Here is a 19524-nt window from a genome sequence, read left to right on the forward strand (position 1 = left end):
TCACATCGGGATCGGGCCGAAGCTCAGCCCGGAATCGAAGCAGACGCTGCCTGACCGTCACCTTCCGGCGCGGCAAGGATGTCGCGCACGACCTGGCCCTTGGCCACGGTCTGCGTTGCCGGATCGCCCACGGTCGAACGGATCGAGGCTGCTGCGGTACCCGCACGGTTGAGCGCGTCGGTCTCCACGCTGGAACGTGCCGAAGGACCGCCGAACAGGGTTTCCAGCGTCTGCTTGCCGGTTTCCGAATCCTGCGGACGCGGCGCGCCGGGGCTCGGCGGGGTCAGCGCGAAATCGGGCGGCACGACCAGCGGCGCGGCGCGCGTCACGGCCATTTCGTCAGGACGGTCACGGTTGAACAGCGAACCGCCGCCACCGCAGGCCGAGAGCAGGGTCGCCCCCGAGACGACAAGAGCAAGGGCGGCAGCTTTACGCATCATGCATTCTCCGTGGCGGTTTGGTCGCCGCTATCGTTTGGCTTTTCGCGCGATTTGAACGAGCGGGCAAGCAGTATCAGGACACCGAACGTGATCGCCACGTCGGCCAGATTGAAGATCGCGAAAGGCCGCCATTCGCCGATGTGCAGGTCGGCATAGTCGATCACATAGCCCAAGGTCAGCCGGTCATAGATATTGCCCAGCGCCCCGCCCAGCACGAGCCCAAGCGCAAGAATGTCACCGCGCAAGGTCTCGCGCAGCATCCACACCGTCACGCCCAGCGCAATCAGTGCCGTCACGATGATCAGACCGTACCGCATCTCCATCGACGTTGCCGTGAACATGCCGAACGAAACGCCATAGTTCTCGGCATAGCGCAGGTCGAAGAACGGCAGCAGGTCTATCACCCCCAGATCGCGCAGCATCAGCGGGCCCACCATGACCGCCTTGACGATCCGGTCGACCACAGCAACCAGCAGCGCCAGGCCCAGGCCCTCGATGCGCGGACGGGTCAGCATCAGGCCGCTGCACCTGCGTCAATGGCCGTCACGACCTCGTCGCAACGATCGCACAGCGCTCCGTCTTCCGTGACTTCCGGAAGCAGGCGCCAGCAACGGCCGCACTTGTGGTCGGTGGAACGGGTGACAATCACGTGACTGCCCTGCCCGCGATTGACTGTCGCGGTGATGAACAGCTCTGCCAGATCAGCCTCCGGCGCGCCTTCCGGCACGGTCACAACCGCTTCGAGGCCGGAGCCCAGCACCTTTTCGCGGCGCAGCGGCTCGATGGCTTCGTTCACCGTCTGGCGCAGCGCGCGAAGTTCGCTCCAGCGCGCTTCGTCCACCGAAACGGCAGGCACCTCAGGCCATTCCAGCAAATGCACGCTGTCGCTACCCGGATAGCGCGACTGCCACACTTCCTCAGCCGTGAACACCAGCACCGGCGCGCCATAGCGGACCAGCGCGTGGAACAACGCGTCGAGCACGGTGCGATAGGCGCGGCGCTTCGGGTCCGAAGGTGCGTCGCAGTAGAGGCAATCCTTGCGGATATCGAAGAAGAACGCCGAAAGGTCCTCGTTGCAGAAATCGGTCAGCGCGCGGACATAGGTGTTGTAGTCGAAGTCCGCGACAGCCTGCTTCAGCATGGCGTCCAGCTTGCCGAGCAGGCCGAGCATGTACTGCTCCAGCTCGGGCATCTCCGCAACCGGCAGCCGCTCGGCCTCGCTGAAACCGTCCAGCGCGCCCAGCAGGTAGCGATAGGTGTTGCGCAGCTTGCGGTACTGGTCGGCAACGCCCTGGAGGATTTCCTTGCCGATGCGGTGGTCCTCGGTGAAATCGACCGAGAGCGCCCAGAGCCGCAGGATATCCGCGCCGTAATCGCGCATCAGGTCGATCGGGCTGATCGTGTTGCCCAGGGACTTGGACATCTTCATGCCCTTCTGGTCCATGGTGAACCCGTGCGTCAGCACGCCCTTGTAGGGCGCATGGCCGCGCGTTGCGCAGGATTCGAGCAAGGACGACTGGAACCAGCCACGATGCTGGTCCGACCCTTCAAGGTAGAGGTCGGCACGCGGGCCGGTCCAGCCTTCGGGACGCAGCAGATCGGGCCAGCGCCCGGATTCCAGCACGAAGGCATGGGTGGAGCCGGAATCGAACCACACGTCGAGAATGTCGGTGACGCGATCGTAGTCCTCGAGCTTGTACTTGTCGCCCAGGTACTCCTGCGCCCGCTCCTCGTCCCACGCATCCACGCCCTCGGCCATGACCGCGGCGACGATGCGCGCGTTGACGTCGGGATCGTTGAGGTATTGGCCGGTCTTGCGATCGACGAACAGCGTGATTGGCACGCCCCACGCGCGCTGGCGCGACAGCACCCAGTCCGGGCGGCCTTCAACCATCGCGCCGATGCGATTGCGGCCCTTTTCGGGCACGAAGCGGGTGTCGGCGATGGCCTTTGTGGCCTTTTCGCGCAGCGTGCCGCCTTCGGCCTCGCGGTCCATCGGCACGAACCACTGCGGCGTGCAGCGATAGATCACCTTGGCCTTCGAACGCCACGAATGCGGGTAGGAATGCTTGTAGTCGGCCGACGCCGCCAGCAGCCCGCCAGCCGCGCGCAGGTCCTCGCAGATCGGCCCGTCCGGCGCGTTGAACTTGGGATTGATGACCGAGCCCTGCCCGCCGAGCCAGCCCCAGTCCTCGCGATACTTGCCATCGCCCTGCACGGCAAACACCGGCTCGATCCCGTGCGCCTTGCACAGCGCAAAGTCGTCCTCGCCATGGTCCGGCGCCATATGGACAAGGCCCGTGCCACTGTCGGTCGTGACGAAATCCCCGGGCAGCATCGGACGCGGCTCGGCGAAGAACCCGCCGAGCGCGTGCATCGGGTGGCGGCAGATGGTTCCGGCGAGTTGATCTGCCGAAATTTGAGCAATTTCCGTAAGTTCGAGTCCGCTGCGCGCCTCGAAAGCCGACTTGAGTGCACGCGACAAAAACACACGTTGGCCACTGGATGTACTGAAAATGCAGTAGCCAGCCTCAAAATCAGCGATACTCGTCCAAGACGGATTGTAGGCGATCGCTTGGTTCACCGGGATGGTCCAAGGCGTCGTCGTCCAGATCACCGCATAAGCGCCGACCAGTCCTGCAATCGGCGACTCAACAATCTCGAACGCCACGTCGATCTGGGTCGAGACGATATCCTCGTACTCGACCTCAGCCTCGGCCAGCGCGGTCTTCTCGACCGGCGACCACATCACCGGCTTGGCCCCGCGATAGAGCTGGCCAGATTCGGCAAACTTCAGCAGTTCGCGCACGATGGTGCCCTCAGCCTGCGAATCCATCGTCAGGTAAGGATTGTCCCAATCGCCATTGATACCGAGGCGCTTCAGCTGCTCGCGCTGCACGTCGACCCACTTCTGGGCATAGGCGCGGCATTCGGCGCGGAATTCCTTCGGCGGAACCTCGTCCTTGTTCTTCTTTTTCTTGCGGTACTCTTCTTCGACCTTCCATTCGATGGGCAGGCCATGGCAGTCCCAGCCGGGCACATAGGGCGCGTCCTTGCCCAGAAGCGTCTGGGTGCGGCAGACCATGTCCTTGAGGATATGGTTCAGCGCATGGCCGATGTGCATGTCGCCATTGGCATAGGGCGGGCCGTCATGGAGGATGAACTTCTCGCGGCCTTTGCGGTTCTCACGCAGCTTCCGGTAAATCCCCTCGTCCTGCCAGCGCTGCAGGATCACCGGCTCCTTCTGGGGGAGGCCAGCCTTCATCGGGAAATCGGTCTTCGGCAGGAAGACAGTCGGGCGGAAGTCGCGTTGCTCGGTCATGACGGCTGCGCACTAGAGCAATTGCGCACATTGGGGAAGTGGGGCGCTGGCAAGCGGCAACAAGCCTTCAAAGCAAGCACATCGTCGCCCTGAACTCGTTTCAGGGTCCATCTCTCCACACGAACAGCAGTTTGATCGGCAACATGGATCCTGAAACAAGTTAGGGATGACAGGGTGACGAGCAGCGGGCCGCTACGCCAGCAACCGCCGCGCTTCGTCGCAATCCCGCCCCATCTGCGCCACCAGCGCATCGAGCCCCTCGAACTTCGCCTCGGGTCGCAGGAAGTGGTGGAACGCCACCTCGATTTCCTGCCCGTAGAGATCGCCCGAGAAATCGAAGAAGTGCGGCTCGAGCAGCTCCTTGGGCGGATCGAACGTCGGGCGGATTCCAAGGTTCGCCGCGCCTTTGAGCACGCACCCGTCAGGCAGGCGCCCCGTAACCGCATAGATGCCGTAACGCGGGCGCAGATACATGCCGATGTCGAGGTTCGCGGTGGGGAAGTTGATCGTCCGCCCCAGCTTGTCACCATGCTGCACCATGCCGCGGATCGCGAATGGCCGCGTCAGCAGCTTCGTCGCCGTCTCGCAGTCGCCCGATTTCAGCGCCTCGCGGATGCGGCTCGATGAGACGACCTCGCCCTCCAGCGTGACCGGCCCCACCGCGCGCGCCGTCAGGCCAAAGCGCGGCCCCTCTTCGCGCAGCACTTGCGCATTGCCGCTGCGGCCCTTGCCGAAGGTGAAGTCCTCGCCCGTCACCACGCCGACCGCGCCAAGATGCCCGACCAGCCCCGCCTCGATCCATTCGAGCGCGGTCATCCCGGCCACGTCCGCGCCGAAGTGGATCACCAGCATGGCATCGGCACCAGCGGCCGCGAACAGCTCCTGCCGCTGATCCAACGTAGTAAGGCGGAACGGCTCGGCATCGGGCTTGAAGTGCCGCACCGGATGCGGATCGAACGTCGCTACGATCGCCGGACGCCCTTCCGCCTTGGCCCAACGGATCGCCTCACCCACCACCGCCTGGTGGCCAAGATGAAACCCGTCGAAATTGCCCAGCGCGACAATCCCGCCACGCATCGCTTCCGGAACCGGCTGCAGACTGTCGAGACGAATCATGCGTCCGCCCTGGCGTACGTGACGAAATCGAAAGCGGGTCTCTCAGCCTGCGCCGGATGCACTTCGCGCGATACCTCTGTCCACTCCTGTCCGAGCGGCTCCATCACGGTATCACCCTCGAACAGCCCACGTACTTCCGTCAATTCCACCCGTTCGGCAAGGGGCATGAACAGGCGGTATATCTCCGCCCCGCCGACGACGGCAACCTCGCCCTCACCCGCCAGCGTCAGAGCCTGCTCCACGCTCGTCGCCACTTCGGCACCTTCGGCGTTCCAACCGGCATCGCGCGTCAGCACGATGTGGCGACGTCCCGGCAGCAACCCTGGCAGGCTCTCGAAGGTCTTGCGCCCCATGATCATCGGCTTGCCAAGGGTCAGCGCCTTGAACCGCTTGAGATCGGCGGGCAGGCGCCACGGCAGGCCATTGTCCTTGCCGATCACGCCGTTGTCGGCGCGGGCATAGATCAGGAACAGCCCAGCCCTGATTGCGCTCACAGCACCAGCCGCGTCACGTGGCCCATCTTGCGCCCGGGCCGCACCGCCGCCTTGCCGTAAAGGTGCAGGTGGTTGGCAGGGTCGGACAGGATCGCGGGCCAATCGTGCGCATCATCGCCGATCAGGTTGTCCATGACCACGCCCTTGGCCGCCAGCGCGGTCGAGCCCAGCGGCAGCCCGCAGATCGCGCGCACGTGGTTCTCGAACTGGCTGGTGAGCGCGCCTTCGATGGTCCAGTGCCCCGAATTGTGCACGCGCGGCGCCATCTCGTTGAACACCGGGCCGTCAGCCGTCGCAAAGAACTCCAGCGTCAGCACGCCGACATAGCCCAGCGCATCGGCCACCTTCGCCGCCAGCGCCCGCGCCTCTTCCACTTGCGCCAGGATGACCGGCGATGCAGGTACGGTGGAGCGATCCAGAATGCCGCCCTTGTGCACGTTCTCGGCGCTGTCCCAGAAGCGCACTTCGCCCGCTTCCGTGCGCACGAGGATCACCGAGAACTCAGCGTCGAAGGTCACGAAGCCTTCGTAGATCAACGGCTTGCCGGGCAGTTCAACGGCCTCGGCATCAGAAGCCTGCACGATCCGCCACTGGCCCTTGCCGTCATAGCCATCGCGCCGTGTCTTGAGGATCCCCGGCGCGCCGATACTGGCCACCGCGGCGCGCAGGTCCTCCATCGAATCGACCTTGGCCCAAGGAGCAGGCCGCCCGCCGAGTGCTTCGACGAAAGACTTCTCGTTCACGCGGTCCTGCGCCACTTCCAGCGCCCTGGCCGGAGGATGGAGCGGCGCATGGGCCGTCACTGCCGCCAGAGGCGTTGCCGCCACGTTCTCGAACTCGTAGGTCACGACCGCGCATTGTGCAGCGAATGCCGCCAGCGCCGGCTCGTCGTCGTACTCGCCTTGCGTGAATGCGGCGCAGACATCGGCGGCAATCGAATCCGCTTCCGGCGCATAGACGTGGCAGCGATACCCCAGGTTCGCCGCCGCCAGCGCAATCATCCGGCCCAGTTGGCCGCCACCGAGGATGCCGATCATCTCGCCGGGGGGGATCATCAGACTGGCTTCTCCGCCACCGAATCGGTCTGCGCGGTGCGGAAGGCAATCAGCCGCTCGACCAGCGCCGCGTCAGACGTCGCCAGGATCGACGCTGCAAAAATGCCCGCATTGGTCGCGCCCGGCACGCCGATGGCCAGCGTCCCGACCGGAATGCCGCCCGGCATCTGCACGATCGACAGCAGCGAATCCATGCCTTTCAGCGCCTTGGATTCGACCGGCACGCCCAGCACCGGCAGATGGGTCATCGAAGCGACCATGCCCGGAAGGTGCGCCGCACCACCAGCGCCAGCGATCACCACCTTGAAGCCTTCGGCATGCGCGCCCTTGGCAAAGCTCACCAGCCGATCGGGCGTGCGGTGCGCCGAGACGATGCGGCATTCATGTGCCACGCCGAGCTTTTCCAGCACGGCAGAGGCGTTCTTCATCGTCTCCCAGTCGGACTGGCTGCCCATGACGATGGCGACCAAAGGCTTGTCAGTCATGTCCCCTGCCCCCTTCAGGCTTGCCGAAGCGCTCAGCGCTCCGAGAGGTAATAGCGTTCGATCTCGGCAAGGTTGTCGTCGAGTTCATAGACGATCGGCTGGCCGGTCGGAATCTCGAGGCCGGTGATGTCCTCGTCCGAAATGCCGGACAGGTGCTTGACCAGCGCGCGCAAGGAATTGCCGTGGGCCGAGACGATAACCGTCTCACCGGCACGCAGCGCAGGCGCGATCTTCTCTTCCCAGCACGGCAGCACGCGCGCGATGGTATCCTTGAGGCTTTCGGTCGAAGGCACCGCGATCCCGGCATAGCGCGGGTCGGACGACAGATCGAATTCGCTGCCTGCTTCCAGCACCGGCGGCGGCACGTCAAAGCTGCGGCGCCAGACCTTGACCTGATCGTCGCCATGCTTGGCCGCGGTCTCGGCCTTGTCGAGCCCGGTCAGGCCGCCATAGTGCCGCTCGTTCAGGCGCCAGTCCTTGTCTTCCTGCACCCACAGACGGCCGGCAGCCTCAAGCGCCAGATGCAGCGTCTTGATCGCGCGGGTCTGCAGCGACGTGAAGGCCAGCGTCGGCAGCACGCCCTTGTCCTTGAGCAGCTTGCCTGCGGCGAAGGCTTCGGCCGCACCCTTCTCGGTCACGTCGACGTCCCACCAGCCGGTGAAGCGGTTCTCGAGGTTCCACTGCGACTGGCCGTGGCGAATCAGGATCAGGCGGGGCATCAGGGCATCCTGTAACTGACTTTAAGAAGGAACCGCGCCCCTAGCGTCAGGCGGCCGAATTGGAAAGCCCGGTTTCCGGCGAATCGGGCGATTCGGACTCGGATCCGCTGGCAGATCCCATGGCACGTGCCTGTGCCTTGCGGCGCTTGAGGTTCTCGCGCAGCCGCGCCGCCAGCCGCTCTTCGCGCGTCATCGGGGTTTTTGCATCGTTCATGGCACCCGATTGCCGGTATCGCCGACCAACTGCAAGACTTGAAGGCATTGCGCCGGAACGTCGCTTGACAAAGGGTCATGCCCCCGTCATTAGCGCGCCCCTGCCCACCCCGCCGGTTCGCCGGTGAGAAGTGGCCAAGCGGAAATGGTGTGCTGCTGTAGCTCAGTGGTAGAGCGCATCCTTGGTAAGGCTGAGGTCGGGAGTTCAATCCTCCCCAGCAGCACCATTTCCCCGCAGACACAGCATGGTCTGCCGCAAAAACTTACTTTTGATATATGGAACCTGCCGTAGCGCTGCGGCTTTATGCTGTATTGAACGCGCGTGGGGGCTCCCGGATGCTGTCTAGAGCAGAACTCTCTCCTGAAAGCCTGTCCCACGTCCTTGAACAGAGCACCGATTGCGTAAAGCTGGTCGATCCGCAGGGCAACTTGTTGTGGATGAATCCCAACGGCCTTTGCGCGATGGAAATCGAGGACTTCGACTTACTTAGCGGTCAGGAGTGGGCGGCACTCTGGCCGGAGGATGCCCGCCCGGTGATCCGTTCTGCCCTGGCCGACGCCAGCGCAGGCGGCGTCGTGCGCCTCGAGGCGTTCTGCCCCACCGCCAAGGGCACGCCTCGCTGGTGGGAAGTCAGCCTTTCCGCGGTTCGCGCCCCTGATGGCGAACACGCCGGCTACATCTCCATCTCGCGCGACGTCAGCCAGCTGCATGCCGATCGCGAGGCGCTGAAGATCCTGCTGTCGGAAATGCGCCACAGGCTGAAGAACAGCTTCGCCATGGTCTGCGCCATGTTGCGCACGGTTGCTCGCGGAAACGAGACCCACACGGAGTTTGCCAGCGACATGGTCGCGCGGATCTCGGCCCTTGCCACCGCACAGACCCTGTTTGACGGCGAGACCGACCAATCCGACCTGCATGATCTGCTCTCCACGCTGATTCTCCCCTTTCGCACGGCACAGGGCACGCGGGTCGAGCTTGATTGCGCCGCCAGCCAGGAGGTTGATCGGCGGGAGGCCGACGTGATCTCGCTGGTCGTGGGGGAGTTGACCGTCAATTCCACCAAGCACGGTGCCATCGGGCACGGTGGCAGCATCGCGCTTGACGCGCGCACTGAAGGCGAGGGACTGGAGACGCGCCACGTTATCGTCTGGCAGGAACAGTCCGATCGCCCTGTGGTCGCCAGATCACGCTCGGGCGGACAGGGGCTGACCCTGATCGAGCGGATCTGCGCCGCCCGCGGAGGCACGTTCAGCATCGAGTGGCAGGACAGCGGCCTAGCCGCCATGCTGTCCCTGCCGAGGATAGCCTGATCAGGCCCTGAGGTCGGCCCACTCCGGATGGCGGCGAAACGCCGCTTCCACATAACTGCACTGTGGCACGATCCTGAAGCCGAACTGCCGCGCGTCTTTCACCAGCGCCTTGACCAGTTCGCCCGCCACCCCGCGACCGCCGATTTCGGTGGGCACCAGAGTATGGTCGGCCACCACCACGTCACCGTTCCGCTGATACGTCAGCCGCCCGATTGCGTCGCTGCCTTCGACCTTGGCGTGGTATTCCCCGCGCGCGCCCTGATCGAGATGAGTGATGCTGACGTCGGCCATTGTGCTTCCTGTCCTTTTGTGACTGCTTGACCCGAAACGCCGCTCCCGACATTGCGGTTTCCGATGAAATTTCTCTCCGACAACACCGCCGCTGTCCACCCCGCGGTCTGGGATGCCATGCGTGCCGCCGATGCGCCCGATTCGGGCTATGACGGCGATGCCCTCTCGCAGCGCATGGACGAGGCTTTCTCCGAGCTTTTCGGCACCGAATGCACCGCGCTGTGGGTCGCCACCGGCACAGCGGCCAACTGCCTGGCGCTCGCCGCGATGGTGCCACCCCACGGCGGCGTGGTCTGCCACCGCGAGGCGCATATCGAGATGGACGAAGGCGGCGCGCCCGGCTTCTATACCCACGGTGCCAAGCTGATGCTGGCCGAGGGCGAAGGCGCGAAGCTGACCTCGCAGGCGATCGAGCGCGTGATCGACCCCATCCGCAACGACGTACACCAGGTCCAGCCGCACGCCATATCGATCACGCAGGCCACCGAATATGGCCGCGTCTATACGCCAGAGGAAGTCGCCCGCATCGGCTCGCTGGCGCAAGGGCGCGGCCTTGGCCTGCACATGGACGGGGCGCGCTTTGCCAATGCCGTTGCGCATCTGGGCTGCCACCCGGCCGAAGTCACTGCGCAGGCCGGCGTCGACGTGCTGACCTTCGGCTGCGTCAAGAATGGCGGCATGAACGCCGAGGCGCTGGTATTCTTCGACATGGAACTGGCCGATGTTGTCCGTTACCGCCGCAAGCGCGCCGGGCACCTGCAATCGAAGGGTCGCTACCTTGCCGCGCAGGTCCTCGCCATGATCGAAAATGACCTGTGGCTCGACAATGCGCGCGCCGCCAATGCCGCCGCGCAGGAAATCGCGCAGGCCTGCGGATCGCGCGTGTTCCATGCCGTCGAAGCGAACGAGATCTTCGTGGTACTTTCGCCCGCCGAGCAAGCGACACTGCGCGCGCAGGGCTTCGACTTCTACGACTGGACGGCACCCGAAGGTGCCCCGGGCGCCGCGCGCCTTGTCACCGCCTGGAACACCGACCCGGCCCACGCCTGCGCGCTTGCCCGCGCCATCTCCGCGCTGTGACCGAGACGGGACAAGCGGGACACGAATTGCCCGGACAGGCGAAGTTCTGGCAATGGGACGTTGCCGGGCCGTTCTTCCTCGTCGCGTTGATCTGGGGTTCGACCTGGCTGGTGATCAAGGACCAGATCGGCAGCGTGCCGCCAAGCTGGTCAGTGACCTGGCGCTTTACCGCAGCCGCCATCGGCATGGCGGCGCTTGCGCTGGTCCGGCGCGAATCCTTGCGCGTTTCGGACAGCACGCTGAAAGTCGCAGCGCTGCTGGGCCTGCTTCAGTTCGTCATGAACTTCCAATTCGTGTACCGCGCTGAACATCACCTCACCTCGGGCATCGTCGCGGTGTTTTTCGCGTTGCTGATTGTGCCCAATTCGCTGCTTGCTTGGATCGTGCTCAAGCAGCCGGTGACGCGCGGCTTCCTCGTCGGATCGGCGGTGGCGGGGGCGGGCATCGCCCTGCTGCTGCTGCACGAATACCGCATGGCCCCGCCCGAGGGACAAGTCCTGACCGGCATTGCCCTCACCACCGCCGCGCTGTTCAGCGCTTCGTCCGCCAACGTGTTGCAGGCCAGCCCCATGGCCCGCGGCACGCCGATGATCCCCATGCTGGCCTGGGCAATGCTGTTCGGCGCGGCCATGGACGGAGCTTTCGCGTGGGCCGTCGAGGGTCCGCCGCAGTTCGACATGCGTCCCGGCTACATCTTTGGCGTGCTGTACCTTGGTCTGATCGGCTCAGTTGTCACCTTCCCGCTCTATTTCCGCCTGCTTCAGCGCCTCGGCGCAGGGCGCGGGGCCTACAACGGCGTGCTGGTGCCGGTCGTCGCGATGCTGCTTTCCACCGCGTTCGAAGGCTATCGCTGGTCGGTTCTGGCGCTTGCTGGCTCGGCACTGGCGATGCTGGGCCTCGTGCTGGCGCTAAGGGCCCGCAGCCCATCGCGATAGGTCGGATAGGCAGGCTTCCATCCGAGCAGCCGCTTGGCCTTGCCGTTCGCCACGCGCCGGTTCTCGGCATAGAACGCCAGAGCCATCGGCGAAAGGTTCGCCTCCTCAAGCGATTGCATCGGCGGGGGCGGAACGCCCAGCAGCCGCGCTGCCTCCTCGATCACCGCGTTCTGGCTGCAGGGCAGATCATCGGCGAGGTTGTAGACGCCGGCATTCCCGGCAAACCCCGCGATGACGCCGCTGACAATGTCCTCGACATGGATGCGGCTGAACACTTGTCCCGGAATATCAATGCGATGCGCCTTGCCTTCGGCCACCCGTTCGAGCGCACTGCGCCCAGGCCCGTAGATGCCGGGCAGGCGGTACACCCGCACCCTGGGCGATAGCGCCTGCCAATCAAGGTCCGCCTGCGTCCGCGCCGAGCGCCGCCCGGTGCCGACGACCGATCTTTCGTCCACCCAGGCCCCGCCCGCATCACCATAGACGCCGGTCGAAGACAGGTAGCCGATGGCCTCGAGCGAAGCGGCGGCAATCGCCCCGCCATAGGCCTGCAATACCGGATCGCCGCCTTCTCGCAGGGGCGGAACGGAGGACAGCACGTGCGTTGCCCGTGCCAGCGTGGCCTCGACCAAGGCCTTGTCATCAAAGGCGATATCACCCGCGCTGCCCGTGCCCCGCACCGTCCAGCCCTGCGCCCGCAGCCGCGCCGCAATCACCTGCGCGGTGTAACCCATTCCGAAGATCAGCAAGTTTCCCATCAAAAGCCTGATAACCGCGATTGCCCCGCCGCGCACGCGTTCCTAAGTTCAGCCGCATGAACGATCTCTCCGGCCAGCCCGTCGTCGCCCCAACCGTGATCCACCGCGCGGACTATCGCCCGCCCCAATGGCTCGTTCCCGAAATCGCGCTGGATTTCGCGCTTTCGCTGAACGCGACGAAGGTGCAGGCGACCCTGAAGGTGGCGAAAAATCCCGCAGGCACAGACACTTCGCTTTTGCGCCTCAACGGCGATGCGATCGAGCCCAAGTCTGTCACGGTAGATGGCCAAGCCCACAATGACTGGCACATGGACGGCGCCGATCTTGTCATCGAACTTCCCGGCGATACCCATGACATCGGTATCGAGACGCTGATCGATCCTTCGGCAAACACCCAGCTTTCAGGGCTTTACGCCTCGAACGGCCTGCTCTGCACCCAGTGCGAGGCCGAGGGCTTCCGCCGCATCACCTTCTTCCCCGACCGGCCCGACGTGCTCTCGGTCTATTCGGTGCGGATGAGCGGAGACAAGGCGCTGTTCCCGGTGCTCCTGTCCAATGGCAACCCCACTGCTGCGGGCGACAATGGCGACGGCACCCACTGGGCAGAGTGGCACGATCCCTGGCCCAAGCCTTCGTACCTGTTCGCGCTGGTGGCCGGTGAATTGGTCGCAAACCGCGATAATTTCACGACAAAATCGGGCCGCAAGGTCAATCTTGCGATCTACGTCCGCCCCGGCGACGAGGAGCGCACCACCCACGCCATGCGCTCGCTCATCGCCTCGATGAAGTGGGACGAGGACGTCTATGGGCGCGAGTATGACCTTGACGATTTCAACATCGTCGCGGTGAGCGATTTCAACGCCGGAGCGATGGAGAACAAGGGCCTTAACGTCTTCAATACGCGCTATATTCTGGCCGATCCCGAGACGGCGACCGATGGCGACTACGACGCGATCGAGGGCGTGGTGGCGCACGAGTACTTCCACAACTGGTCGGGCAACCGCGTGACCTGCCGCGACTGGTTCCAGCTGAGCCTCAAGGAAGGCTTCACTGTCCTTAGAGATCAACAGTTTAGCGCCGATCGCGGCTCCGCGCCGGTCAAGCGGATCGAGGATGTGCGGATTCTGCGCGCCGTGCAGTTCCCTGAGGATTCGGGGCCGCTGGCGCATCCTATCCGCCCCGATTCCTATCAAGAAATCAGCAACTTCTACACCGCGACCGTCTACAACAAGGGGGCCGAGGTGATCCGCATGATGACCGTGCTGGCGGGCCTGGAGCGGTTCCTGAAGGGCACCACGCTCTACTTCGATCGCCACGATGGCGAGGCGGCTACCTGCGAAGACTTTGTAAAGGCTATCGAAGATGGCGCCGGGCTGGACCTGAAGCAGTTCCGCAACTGGTACGAACAGGCCGGAACCCCGCGCGTGAGCGTTGTTATGACTCTCGATGCGGCAAATCCAACTCTCGAGGGCGAAGCGGCAACTCTCGGAGGCAGAGGGGTAACTCTCACGCTTAAACAGACAACTGCACCCACACCCGGACAGCCGGACAAGAAGCCGTTCGTGATCCCGCTTCGCATCGCGCTGTTCGACCGCGAGACGGGGAAGCACCACGGCGAGGAACTGATCGTCCTGACCGAGCCGGAGCAGTCCTTCACCTTCGGGGGCTTCACCTCGCTCCCCGTCCTTTCCATCAACCGCGGCTTCTCCGCGCCGGTCGAGATCGTGGCGCCGGTGACGACGGAGGACCTCGTCTTCCTCGCCCGCCACGACGACGATCCCTTCGCCCGCTATGAGGCGATGCAGCAGCTGATCGTGCGGCATCTGGTTGGCGCGGTGGCGGGAACGCTGGAAAAGCGCGAGGAATCGCAGGCTGCCATCGGCGCGGCGATGGGCGCGATTCTCGATGACACCGCATTGGACGATCTGATGCGCGGCGAACTGCTGATTCTGCCGGGCGAGGCCTACCTTGCCGAGCAGCTGACCCGCGCCGACCCGACGCGCATCTTTGCCGAGCGCGAGGGGCTCAAGCGCTGGCTGGGCGAGACGCTGAAGGACAAGTGGCTGGCCCTGCACGATCGCGTCTCTGCCGTGCCCTACAGCCTTGCCGCCGAGGCGCGGGGCGCGCGCAAGTGCAAGACGCAGGCGCTCGTCTATCTCGGGGCCGCCGATCCCGCCGAAGCCGCACGCCGCGCCAAGGCGCAGTACGATGCCGCCACCAACATGACCGACCGCCAGGGCGCGCTCATGGTGCTGTGCAGCCTCGAATGCCCCGAGCGCGAAGCGGCGCTGGCCGATTTCCACTCGCGCTTTGCCGGCAACATGCTGGTGATCGACAAGTGGTTCTCGCTGCAGGCAGGCTCGCTCAATCCCAAGGCGACCGAGCATGTGAAGGCATTGGCCGAGCATCCAGACTTCACCATGACCAACCCCAACCGCGTCCGCGCGCTGTGGATGGCGTTTGCGGCCAATGCGCAGGCGTTCCACCGGGAAGGCGGCGAAGGCTATCGCCTGATAGCCGACCTGATCCTGAAGCTGGACCCGATAAACGGCAACGTGGCGGCGCGCTTCGTGCCCTACCTCGGCCGGTGGAAGAAGGTCGAGGAAGGCCGCGCCGCGCTGATGCGGGCCGAGCTGGAGCGGATCGCCGCCGAGCCGACGCTGTCGCGCGATGTGCGCGAGCAGGTGAGCAAGAGTCTGGAGGCGTGAGCGTCGAGGCGCTTACCCATCCGCTTCTCGCTGGCGCCGCCCACGGCTTCCTTGGCCGCAAGGGCGGGGTGAGCACGGGTGACCTTACGGGGCTCAATGTCAGCTACAGCGAGGATGACCCGGCGCTGACTGCCGAAAACCGCCGACGTGCGGTCGAGGCGGTGCTGCCGGGCGGGACCTTGCAGACCTGCTTCCAGATTCATTCGCCTGACGTGGTGACCGTGACCGAACCTTGGGCCGACGCAGATCGTCCAAGGGCCGATGCCCTGGTAACGGACCGCCCCGGCCTGGTCCTTGGCGTGCTGACCGCAGACTGCGCGCCGGTGCTGTTCGTTGACCAGCGTGCAGGCGTGGTCGGCGCGGCACATGCGGGCTGGAAGGGTGCGTTTACGGGCGTGACCGATGCGACTATTGCGGCGATGGAAGCGCTTGGCGGGAACCGGCAGAACATCGCCGCAGTGGTGGGCCCTTGCATTGCGCAGAAGAGCTACGAGGTGGACGCAGGGTTCGAAGCGCGGTTTCTTGAACAGGCGGGCGAGAACGAGCGCTTCTTCCGGGCCGGGCGCGAGGGCCATGCCTGGTTCGACCTTGAAGGCTATGTCGCCTTGCGCCTGCGCGATGCGGGCCTCACCAAGGTCGGGATGATGGGCGAGGACACGTACGCGCAGGAAGAGCGGTTCTATTCCTTCCGCCGCGCCAAGCACCGCCAGGAGCCGGGCTACGGCCGGCAGGTCTCGCTGATCGCCTTGCGCGGCTGAGCCAATGGCATTGCCGGTCCTCTACAGCTTCCGTCGCTGCCCTTATGCGATGCGGGCGCGACTGGCGATTGCGGTCAGCGGCGTGAGCGTGGAGCTGCGCGAGATCAAGCTTTCCGCCAAGCCGCCAGCGATGCTCGAAGCCTCGCCCAAGGGGACGGTGCCGGTGGTGGTCCTTCCCGACGGCGCGGTGATCGAGCAGAGCCTCGACGTGATGCACTGGGCGCTCTTGCAGCATGATCCCGAAGGCTGGCTGGAGCGCGACGATGCGGGGCTGATCGCGCGCAACGACGGGCCATTCAAGCATGACCTCGATCGCTACAAGTATCCGGAGCGGCATGACAGCAATGCGCTGGAGCATCGGGAAAGCGGCTTGGCGTTTCTTGCCGATCTGGATTCGCGGCTGGCTGAGCACGGACAACTGTGCGGGAAAGAGCGGGGCCTTGCCGATATGGCCGTGATGCCGTTCGTGCGGCAGTTTGCGGCGACGGACCCTGTCTGGTTCGAGAGCCAGCCTTTGCCGCACCTGCAGCGCTGGCTTTGCGCGCACCTTGAGTCCGCGTTGTTCGCGAGCGTGATGGGCAAGTTCGCGCCTTGGCGCGAGGGCGATTTGCCGGTGGTGTTTCCCTTCCCTTGAGGTGGCGGGCGGCAGCGCTTCTTGCCTACCCCCAACCCCTCCCGCCTGCGGGAGGGGCAAGAAAGAGGGGGCTCATTCCGTCCTTCATCAGTGCACGGCCCACTCGGTTCGTCGCACGCTTGGCGCTGCCAGTGCCCGGAATCGGGTTCCCGGGCGGGATCGTTCATCTGCGGGAAAGTTCCGTCGCAACACCGACACCTTTTTGAAGGTCGCAAGGAGCGTTCTCGATGACTACCACTACCCCCCGGCGCGTAAGGCTGATGCTGCTCGCTGCGGCTGCCGCATCGGTTTCGGCCATGGCTGTCGCTCAGCCACAGCAGAACGGGATGCAGGACCCCAACATCATCGTCGAAGGCGAGGTCGTGCCTGATACCTCGGCGATGACCAAGGGCCCCGAGGTCAAGGGTATCATCACCGCGCGCAAGGGCGACAAGATGAAGGTCACTGCCGACGATGGCACCAGCACGATCGTGTTCTTCAACGACGCCACGACGGTCAAGGCCAGCACCGGCCTGTTCGGATCGAAGAAGCTGACGACGGAAAACCTGCTCAATGGCCTGCCCGTGACGGTAAAGACCATGCAGGCGGGCGAGGCGCTGCTGGCCAGCCAGATCACCTTCCGCAACGGTGACTTCAAGACCGCGAAGATGATCCGCAACGGCACCGCGCAAGGCTTTGCCGAACAGACCGCTGCCACTGCCGCGCTCAAGGGCCGCATGGGCGACATCGACAAATACAACATCAAGGCAACGACAAACGTCTACTTCGACACCGGCAAGTATGCGCTGACCCCGCAGGCCAAGGCCGAGCTGTGCCAGACCGCCTCGATGGCAAACGGCACCGAGAACGCGCTGATGCTGGTGGTGGGCTATACCGATTCGGTCGGTGACGAGGAATACAACCAGACCTTGAGCGAGAAGCGCGCCGCCAGCGTGATCAATTTCCTGCAGCAGCAGTGCCGCTGGGCGCCCTACCGCATGCTGACGCCGACCGGCATGGCCGAATCCGATCCGGCGGCGGACAATTCGACCGAGGAAGGCAAGGCGCAGAACCGCCGCGTTGCCGTGAACGTGCTGGTGAGCAAGGCCATCGACGGGCTTTGATCACGTGGGGGCGAGAGGGTGCGTTACACCTCTCTCCTCCCCCTTGCCGTCACCCCGGGCCTTGACCCGGGGTCCCGCTTCCGGCTTCGGTTGGCGCCGTGGCCAAGAAGGAAGCGGGACCCCGGAGCAAGTCCGGGGTGACGTTGTTTCTGCAGGTGAGAAGCGGGGTTAGAGCAGGCCCAGCGCGCGCATTCGCTGCTCCAGCACATCGGGATCGCCGACGAAGTGGTGGACGTGCCACCCCAGCGACCTGGCCGTCGCGATGTTAGCGGCGTTGTCGTCTATGAACAGCATGGTTTCGGGCGCACGACCGAAGCGGCGGGCAGCGAGGTGGAAGATTGCCGGGTCGGGCTTTACCAGCCGTTCGACCGCCGAAATCACGATGTCGCCCATGTGGTCGAGAATCGGGAAGGTCGGGCGGAACAGGCCCCATGACTCGATGCCGAAATTGGTGATCGCGTATTGCGGGACCTGGCGCGCGGCCAGACGCTCGATCAGTTCGTGCGTGCCGGGCACCGGACCCGGCAGGCTGGCAAGCCAGTTGCTGGCGTAGAGCGCAATCAGGTCGGCGTGCTGCGGAAACTGCGCCGTGCGGGCGGCGACCATCTGCGCGAAGGGCACGCCCTCGTCATGCTGGGCGTGCCAGTCCTCAGTGACGACTTCGGAGACGAATCGGGCGCGTTCGGCCCGATCGGGGATCGCTTCGGCATAGATGCCGGAAAGGTCGAACTGCACCAGCACGCGGCCGATGTCCCAGACTACCGCTTCTACGGACATGCCAGCCTCTCGATTCGCGATCCTGCGATGCGCGGCCCATAAACGACTGCGCCCCCGCATTTCGGCGGGGGCTGCGTGGCTTTTGCAGAAGCCTGTCGGTTTCCGGTGCAGCCCCGCCGTCGCGAGACTGCACCGAAACTGGTGAATTAGCCCTGGCGCGCCTTGAAGCGCTTCTGGGTCTTGTTGATCACGTAGACGCGGCCACGGCGGCGGATCACGCGGTTATCCCGGTGGCGGTCCTTGAGCGACTTCAGGCTGTTGCGAATCTTCATGTCGAATCCCTTTGCCCGAAGCTGACCGGGCTGAAAACTGAAGCGTGGCCGTTAGTGGGGGCAAAAGCCCAAGTCAACCCTGCAGGTGCCGAGGATGGCGCTTGCCCGGCCGTCATGAGCATGCAAATCGTGCTGATGCGGGCGGGGCCTCGCGGGATGGACGGGAACCGGGCGGATGACCTCTTCGATCATGACAGGACTGCTGCACAAGCCCGGGCAGTCGGTCTTTCTCAACCCCTCGCTGATGGCCAGGAATGTGCTCGAATTCGATGTGCCACAAGCGATTCTCGACGAGCTTGCCCCGCTGGCCGAGGCCGCGCGGACAATGGAAGAGGACAAGGCGACGTATACGCTGCCCGGCGGACAGAAGCTTTACAACCAGCGTCCTGCGGCATGGAAGAGCGATATCTGCTGGCTGAGCAATGCCGACGAGGCGACCTACTGGTGGTTCGATGGCCTGTTACGTCGGCTCAGGCTCGACGAGGCCGTCGCGCCGTTCGTGGCGCACGATGCCGTGATCCGGCTCTATTCCGGCTTCTTCGTCACCCGCAGCCGATGCGAGGCGCATGACATGCACCGCGATTGGCTGACGGAAGGCAACACGGCCTTTACCGTGATGGCACCGCTGACCCCCAACGCCTGCGCGATGGGCCTCGCCTATGTTTCAGTGAGGGGCGAGGAACGCGAATACCGGTATCGCATGGGCAAGGGCGTGGCGTTCGGCTCGGGCTTCGTCCACTCCACCGCCGTCGGCCGGCTCGACGAGCGCGCGGTGTTCCTTTCGCTCACCTTCGGAACAGACCGGATGGACGAATGGAACACGATCGAAAGAACCGCAGGCCGGCAGGGGCGCTTTTTCTGCCAGCCGGACGGCGTGTTCCGGTCAATCGGTGGCTAGGGGCGGGACCTAGCCGGGGCGAATCTCGTCCAGCTTGCGCTCCCAGGCCAGGGCGTGGGTGACGATAGTGTCCAGATCATCATAGCGCGGGACCCACGGCAGCGTGGCTTTGATGCGGCTGTTGTCGGAGATCAGCGCGGCGGGATCGCCTGGAC

General features: G+C 64.8%; 21 protein-coding genes, 1 tRNA gene and 1 pseudogene. 9 read left to right on the top strand and 14 right to left on the bottom strand.

What is annotated here, in order from left to right:
• Positions 1-23: 23 nt before the first annotated feature.
• The 9 genes from NJ75_RS18695 to NJ75_RS24790 all read right to left on the bottom strand — a co-directional run bounded on the left by NJ75_RS18695 (position 24) and on the right by NJ75_RS24790 (position 7845).
• Complete coding sequence (locus NJ75_RS18695; RefSeq protein WP_039337313.1) at positions 24-437, bottom strand: DUF3035 domain-containing protein; 414 nt, start codon at positions 435-437, stop codon at positions 24-26.
• A complete protein-coding gene (lspA, locus tag NJ75_RS18700; protein ID WP_039337224.1) occupies positions 437-955 on the bottom strand; it encodes a signal peptidase II in 519 nt (172 codons plus the stop codon). Before lspA ends, NJ75_RS18695 begins: the two co-directional genes overlap by 1 nt.
• Positions 955-3762 carry an isoleucine--tRNA ligase gene (gene ileS, locus NJ75_RS18705; RefSeq protein WP_039337227.1) on the bottom strand — a complete coding sequence of 936 codons (2808 nt, stop codon included), beginning with the start codon at positions 3760-3762 and terminating at the stop codon, positions 955-957. The genes lspA and ileS overlap by 1 nt, the downstream gene beginning before the upstream one ends.
• A gap of 192 nt (positions 3763-3954) precedes the next feature.
• Positions 3955-4878, bottom strand: a complete 924-nt coding sequence (locus NJ75_RS18710; RefSeq protein WP_174544578.1) for a bifunctional riboflavin kinase/FAD synthetase — start codon at positions 4876-4878, stop codon at positions 3955-3957.
• The gene (locus NJ75_RS18715) at positions 4875-5372 is read right to left on the bottom strand and encodes a dihydrofolate reductase (RefSeq protein WP_039337229.1); all 498 of its coding nucleotides are present in this window, start codon (positions 5370-5372) and stop codon (positions 4875-4877) included. The genes NJ75_RS18710 and NJ75_RS18715 overlap by 4 nt, the downstream gene beginning before the upstream one ends.
• Entirely contained in the window at positions 5369-6427 is a 1059-nt protein-coding gene (locus NJ75_RS18720; protein WP_039337231.1) for a 5-(carboxyamino)imidazole ribonucleotide synthase, read from the bottom strand. Before NJ75_RS18720 ends, NJ75_RS18715 begins: the two co-directional genes overlap by 4 nt.
• Complete coding sequence (purE, locus tag NJ75_RS18725) at positions 6427-6912, bottom strand: 5-(carboxyamino)imidazole ribonucleotide mutase (RefSeq protein WP_039337232.1); 486 nt, start codon at positions 6910-6912, stop codon at positions 6427-6429. Before purE ends, NJ75_RS18720 begins: the two co-directional genes overlap by 1 nt.
• 32 nt (positions 6913-6944) lie before the next feature.
• Complete coding sequence (gpmA, locus tag NJ75_RS18730; protein WP_039337234.1) at positions 6945-7631, bottom strand: 2,3-diphosphoglycerate-dependent phosphoglycerate mutase; 687 nt, start codon at positions 7629-7631, stop codon at positions 6945-6947.
• 46 nt (positions 7632-7677) lie between these two features.
• Positions 7678-7845 (bottom strand): hypothetical protein, encoded by a 168-nt coding sequence (locus NJ75_RS24790; RefSeq protein ID WP_169745743.1) that lies wholly within the window; start codon positions 7843-7845, stop codon positions 7678-7680.
• 151 nt (positions 7846-7996) lie between these two features.
• Between NJ75_RS24790 and NJ75_RS18735 the strand changes: the two genes are divergently transcribed.
• Positions 7997-8071 (top strand) — tRNA-Thr (locus tag NJ75_RS18735).
• A 109-nt stretch (positions 8072-8180) separates the two neighbouring features.
• Positions 8181-9155 (top strand): PAS domain-containing protein, encoded by a 975-nt coding sequence (locus tag NJ75_RS18740; RefSeq protein ID WP_039337236.1) that lies wholly within the window; start codon positions 8181-8183, stop codon positions 9153-9155.
• Here the strand turns inward: NJ75_RS18740 and NJ75_RS18745 are convergent, their stop codons facing one another.
• A complete protein-coding gene (locus NJ75_RS18745) occupies positions 9156-9446 on the bottom strand; it encodes a GNAT family N-acetyltransferase (protein WP_039337238.1) in 291 nt (96 codons plus the stop codon).
• A gap of 63 nt (positions 9447-9509) precedes the next feature.
• Here NJ75_RS18745 and NJ75_RS18750 point away from each other — a divergent pair, with 63 nt between their 5' ends.
• Both NJ75_RS18750 and NJ75_RS18755 read left to right on the top strand, forming a co-directional pair.
• Positions 9510-10526, top strand: coding sequence for a threonine aldolase family protein (locus NJ75_RS18750; RefSeq protein WP_039337240.1), 1017 nt, complete (start codon positions 9510-9512; stop codon positions 10524-10526).
• Positions 10527-10552: 26 nt separating this feature from the next.
• Positions 10553-11461, top strand: coding sequence for a DMT family transporter (locus NJ75_RS18755; protein ID WP_039337315.1), 909 nt, complete (start codon positions 10553-10555; stop codon positions 11459-11461).
• Here NJ75_RS18755 and NJ75_RS18760 read toward each other — a convergent pair.
• A complete protein-coding gene (locus NJ75_RS18760; protein WP_039337241.1) occupies positions 11371-12219 on the bottom strand; it encodes a Rossmann-fold NAD(P)-binding domain-containing protein in 849 nt (282 codons plus the stop codon). The two genes, NJ75_RS18755 and NJ75_RS18760, sit on opposite strands and share 91 nt — an antisense overlap.
• Before the next feature lie 56 nt (positions 12220-12275).
• Between NJ75_RS18760 and pepN the strand changes: the two genes are divergently transcribed.
• From pepN to NJ75_RS18780, 4 genes are all read left to right on the top strand, one after another.
• Complete coding sequence (gene pepN / locus NJ75_RS18765; RefSeq protein WP_039337242.1) at positions 12276-14927, top strand: aminopeptidase N; 2652 nt, start codon at positions 12276-12278, stop codon at positions 14925-14927.
• Positions 14924-15685, top strand: coding sequence for a peptidoglycan editing factor PgeF (gene pgeF / locus NJ75_RS18770; protein WP_039337244.1), 762 nt, complete (start codon positions 14924-14926; stop codon positions 15683-15685). Before pepN ends, pgeF begins: the two co-directional genes overlap by 4 nt.
• Positions 15686-15689: 4 nt before the next feature.
• Positions 15690-16319 (top strand): glutathione S-transferase, encoded by a 630-nt coding sequence (locus NJ75_RS18775; protein WP_039337246.1) that lies wholly within the window; start codon positions 15690-15692, stop codon positions 16317-16319.
• Positions 16320-16546: 227 nt separating this feature from the next.
• The gene (locus NJ75_RS18780) at positions 16547-17422 is read left to right on the top strand and encodes an OmpA family protein (RefSeq protein WP_039337248.1); all 876 of its coding nucleotides are present in this window, start codon (positions 16547-16549) and stop codon (positions 17420-17422) included.
• Positions 17423-17590: 168 nt separating this feature from the next.
• Here the strand turns inward: NJ75_RS18780 and NJ75_RS18785 are convergent, their stop codons facing one another.
• On the bottom strand, positions 17591-18199 hold the full coding sequence (locus tag NJ75_RS18785; RefSeq protein WP_039337249.1) for an HAD family hydrolase: 609 nt from the start codon (positions 18197-18199) through the stop codon (positions 17591-17593).
• A 146-nt stretch (positions 18200-18345) separates the two neighbouring features.
• The gene (ykgO, locus tag NJ75_RS18790; protein ID WP_011446910.1) at positions 18346-18471 is read right to left on the bottom strand and encodes a type B 50S ribosomal protein L36; all 126 of its coding nucleotides are present in this window, start codon (positions 18469-18471) and stop codon (positions 18346-18348) included.
• Positions 18472-18646: 175 nt separating this feature from the next.
• Here ykgO and NJ75_RS18795 point away from each other — a divergent pair, with 175 nt between their 5' ends.
• Positions 18647-19369, top strand: a complete 723-nt coding sequence (locus NJ75_RS18795) for a hypothetical protein (protein WP_039337252.1) — start codon at positions 18647-18649, stop codon at positions 19367-19369.
• Positions 19370-19378: 9 nt separating this feature from the next.
• On the opposite strand, the pseudogene NJ75_RS25190 reads toward NJ75_RS18795, so the two are convergent.
• Positions 19379-19524, bottom strand: a pseudogene (locus NJ75_RS25190) (UDP-glucose 4-epimerase GalE); the annotation flags it as partial.

Origin of the sequence: Novosphingobium subterraneum (assembly GCF_000807925.1) — a bacterium.
In the GTDB taxonomy this organism is placed as follows: Bacteria; Pseudomonadota; Alphaproteobacteria; order Sphingomonadales; family Sphingomonadaceae; genus Novosphingobium; species Novosphingobium subterraneum.

Excerpts from the sequence above, each read along its gene's own strand:
- NJ75_RS18695 (WP_039337313.1), bottom strand. The coding sequence starts at position 437 with ATGCGTAAAGCTGCCGCCCTTGCTCTTGTCGTCTCGGGGGCGACCCTG.
- lspA (WP_039337224.1), bottom strand. The coding sequence starts at position 955 with ATGCTGACCCGTCCGCGCATCGAGGGCCTGGGCCTGGCGCTGCTGGTT.
- ileS (WP_039337227.1), bottom strand. The coding sequence starts at position 3,762 with ATGACCGAGCAACGCGACTTCCGCCCGACTGTCTTCCTGCCGAAGACC.
- NJ75_RS18710 (WP_174544578.1), bottom strand. The coding sequence starts at position 4,878 with ATGATTCGTCTCGACAGTCTGCAGCCGGTTCCGGAAGCGATGCGTGGC.
- NJ75_RS18720 (WP_039337231.1), bottom strand. The coding sequence starts at position 6,427 with ATGATCCCCCCCGGCGAGATGATCGGCATCCTCGGTGGCGGCCAACTG.
- purE (WP_039337232.1), bottom strand. The coding sequence starts at position 6,912 with ATGACTGACAAGCCTTTGGTCGCCATCGTCATGGGCAGCCAGTCCGAC.
- gpmA (WP_039337234.1), bottom strand. The coding sequence starts at position 7,631 with ATGCCCCGCCTGATCCTGATTCGCCACGGCCAGTCGCAGTGGAACCTC.
- NJ75_RS24790 (WP_169745743.1), bottom strand. The coding sequence starts at position 7,845 with ATGAACGATGCAAAAACCCCGATGACGCGCGAAGAGCGGCTGGCGGCG.
- NJ75_RS18740 (WP_039337236.1), top strand. The coding sequence starts at position 8,181 with ATGCTGTCTAGAGCAGAACTCTCTCCTGAAAGCCTGTCCCACGTCCTT.
- NJ75_RS18745 (WP_039337238.1), bottom strand. The coding sequence starts at position 9,446 with ATGGCCGACGTCAGCATCACTCATCTCGATCAGGGCGCGCGCGGGGAA.
- NJ75_RS18750 (WP_039337240.1), top strand. The coding sequence starts at position 9,510 with ATGAAATTTCTCTCCGACAACACCGCCGCTGTCCACCCCGCGGTCTGG.
- NJ75_RS18760 (WP_039337241.1), bottom strand. The coding sequence starts at position 12,219 with ATGGGAAACTTGCTGATCTTCGGAATGGGTTACACCGCGCAGGTGATT.
- pepN (WP_039337242.1), top strand. The coding sequence starts at position 12,276 with ATGAACGATCTCTCCGGCCAGCCCGTCGTCGCCCCAACCGTGATCCAC.
- NJ75_RS18775 (WP_039337246.1), top strand. The coding sequence starts at position 15,690 with ATGGCATTGCCGGTCCTCTACAGCTTCCGTCGCTGCCCTTATGCGATG.
- NJ75_RS18780 (WP_039337248.1), top strand. The coding sequence starts at position 16,547 with ATGACTACCACTACCCCCCGGCGCGTAAGGCTGATGCTGCTCGCTGCG.
- NJ75_RS18785 (WP_039337249.1), bottom strand. The coding sequence starts at position 18,199 with ATGTCCGTAGAAGCGGTAGTCTGGGACATCGGCCGCGTGCTGGTGCAG.
- ykgO (WP_011446910.1), bottom strand. The coding sequence starts at position 18,471 with ATGAAGATTCGCAACAGCCTGAAGTCGCTCAAGGACCGCCACCGGGAT.
- NJ75_RS18795 (WP_039337252.1), top strand. The coding sequence starts at position 18,647 with ATGACCTCTTCGATCATGACAGGACTGCTGCACAAGCCCGGGCAGTCG.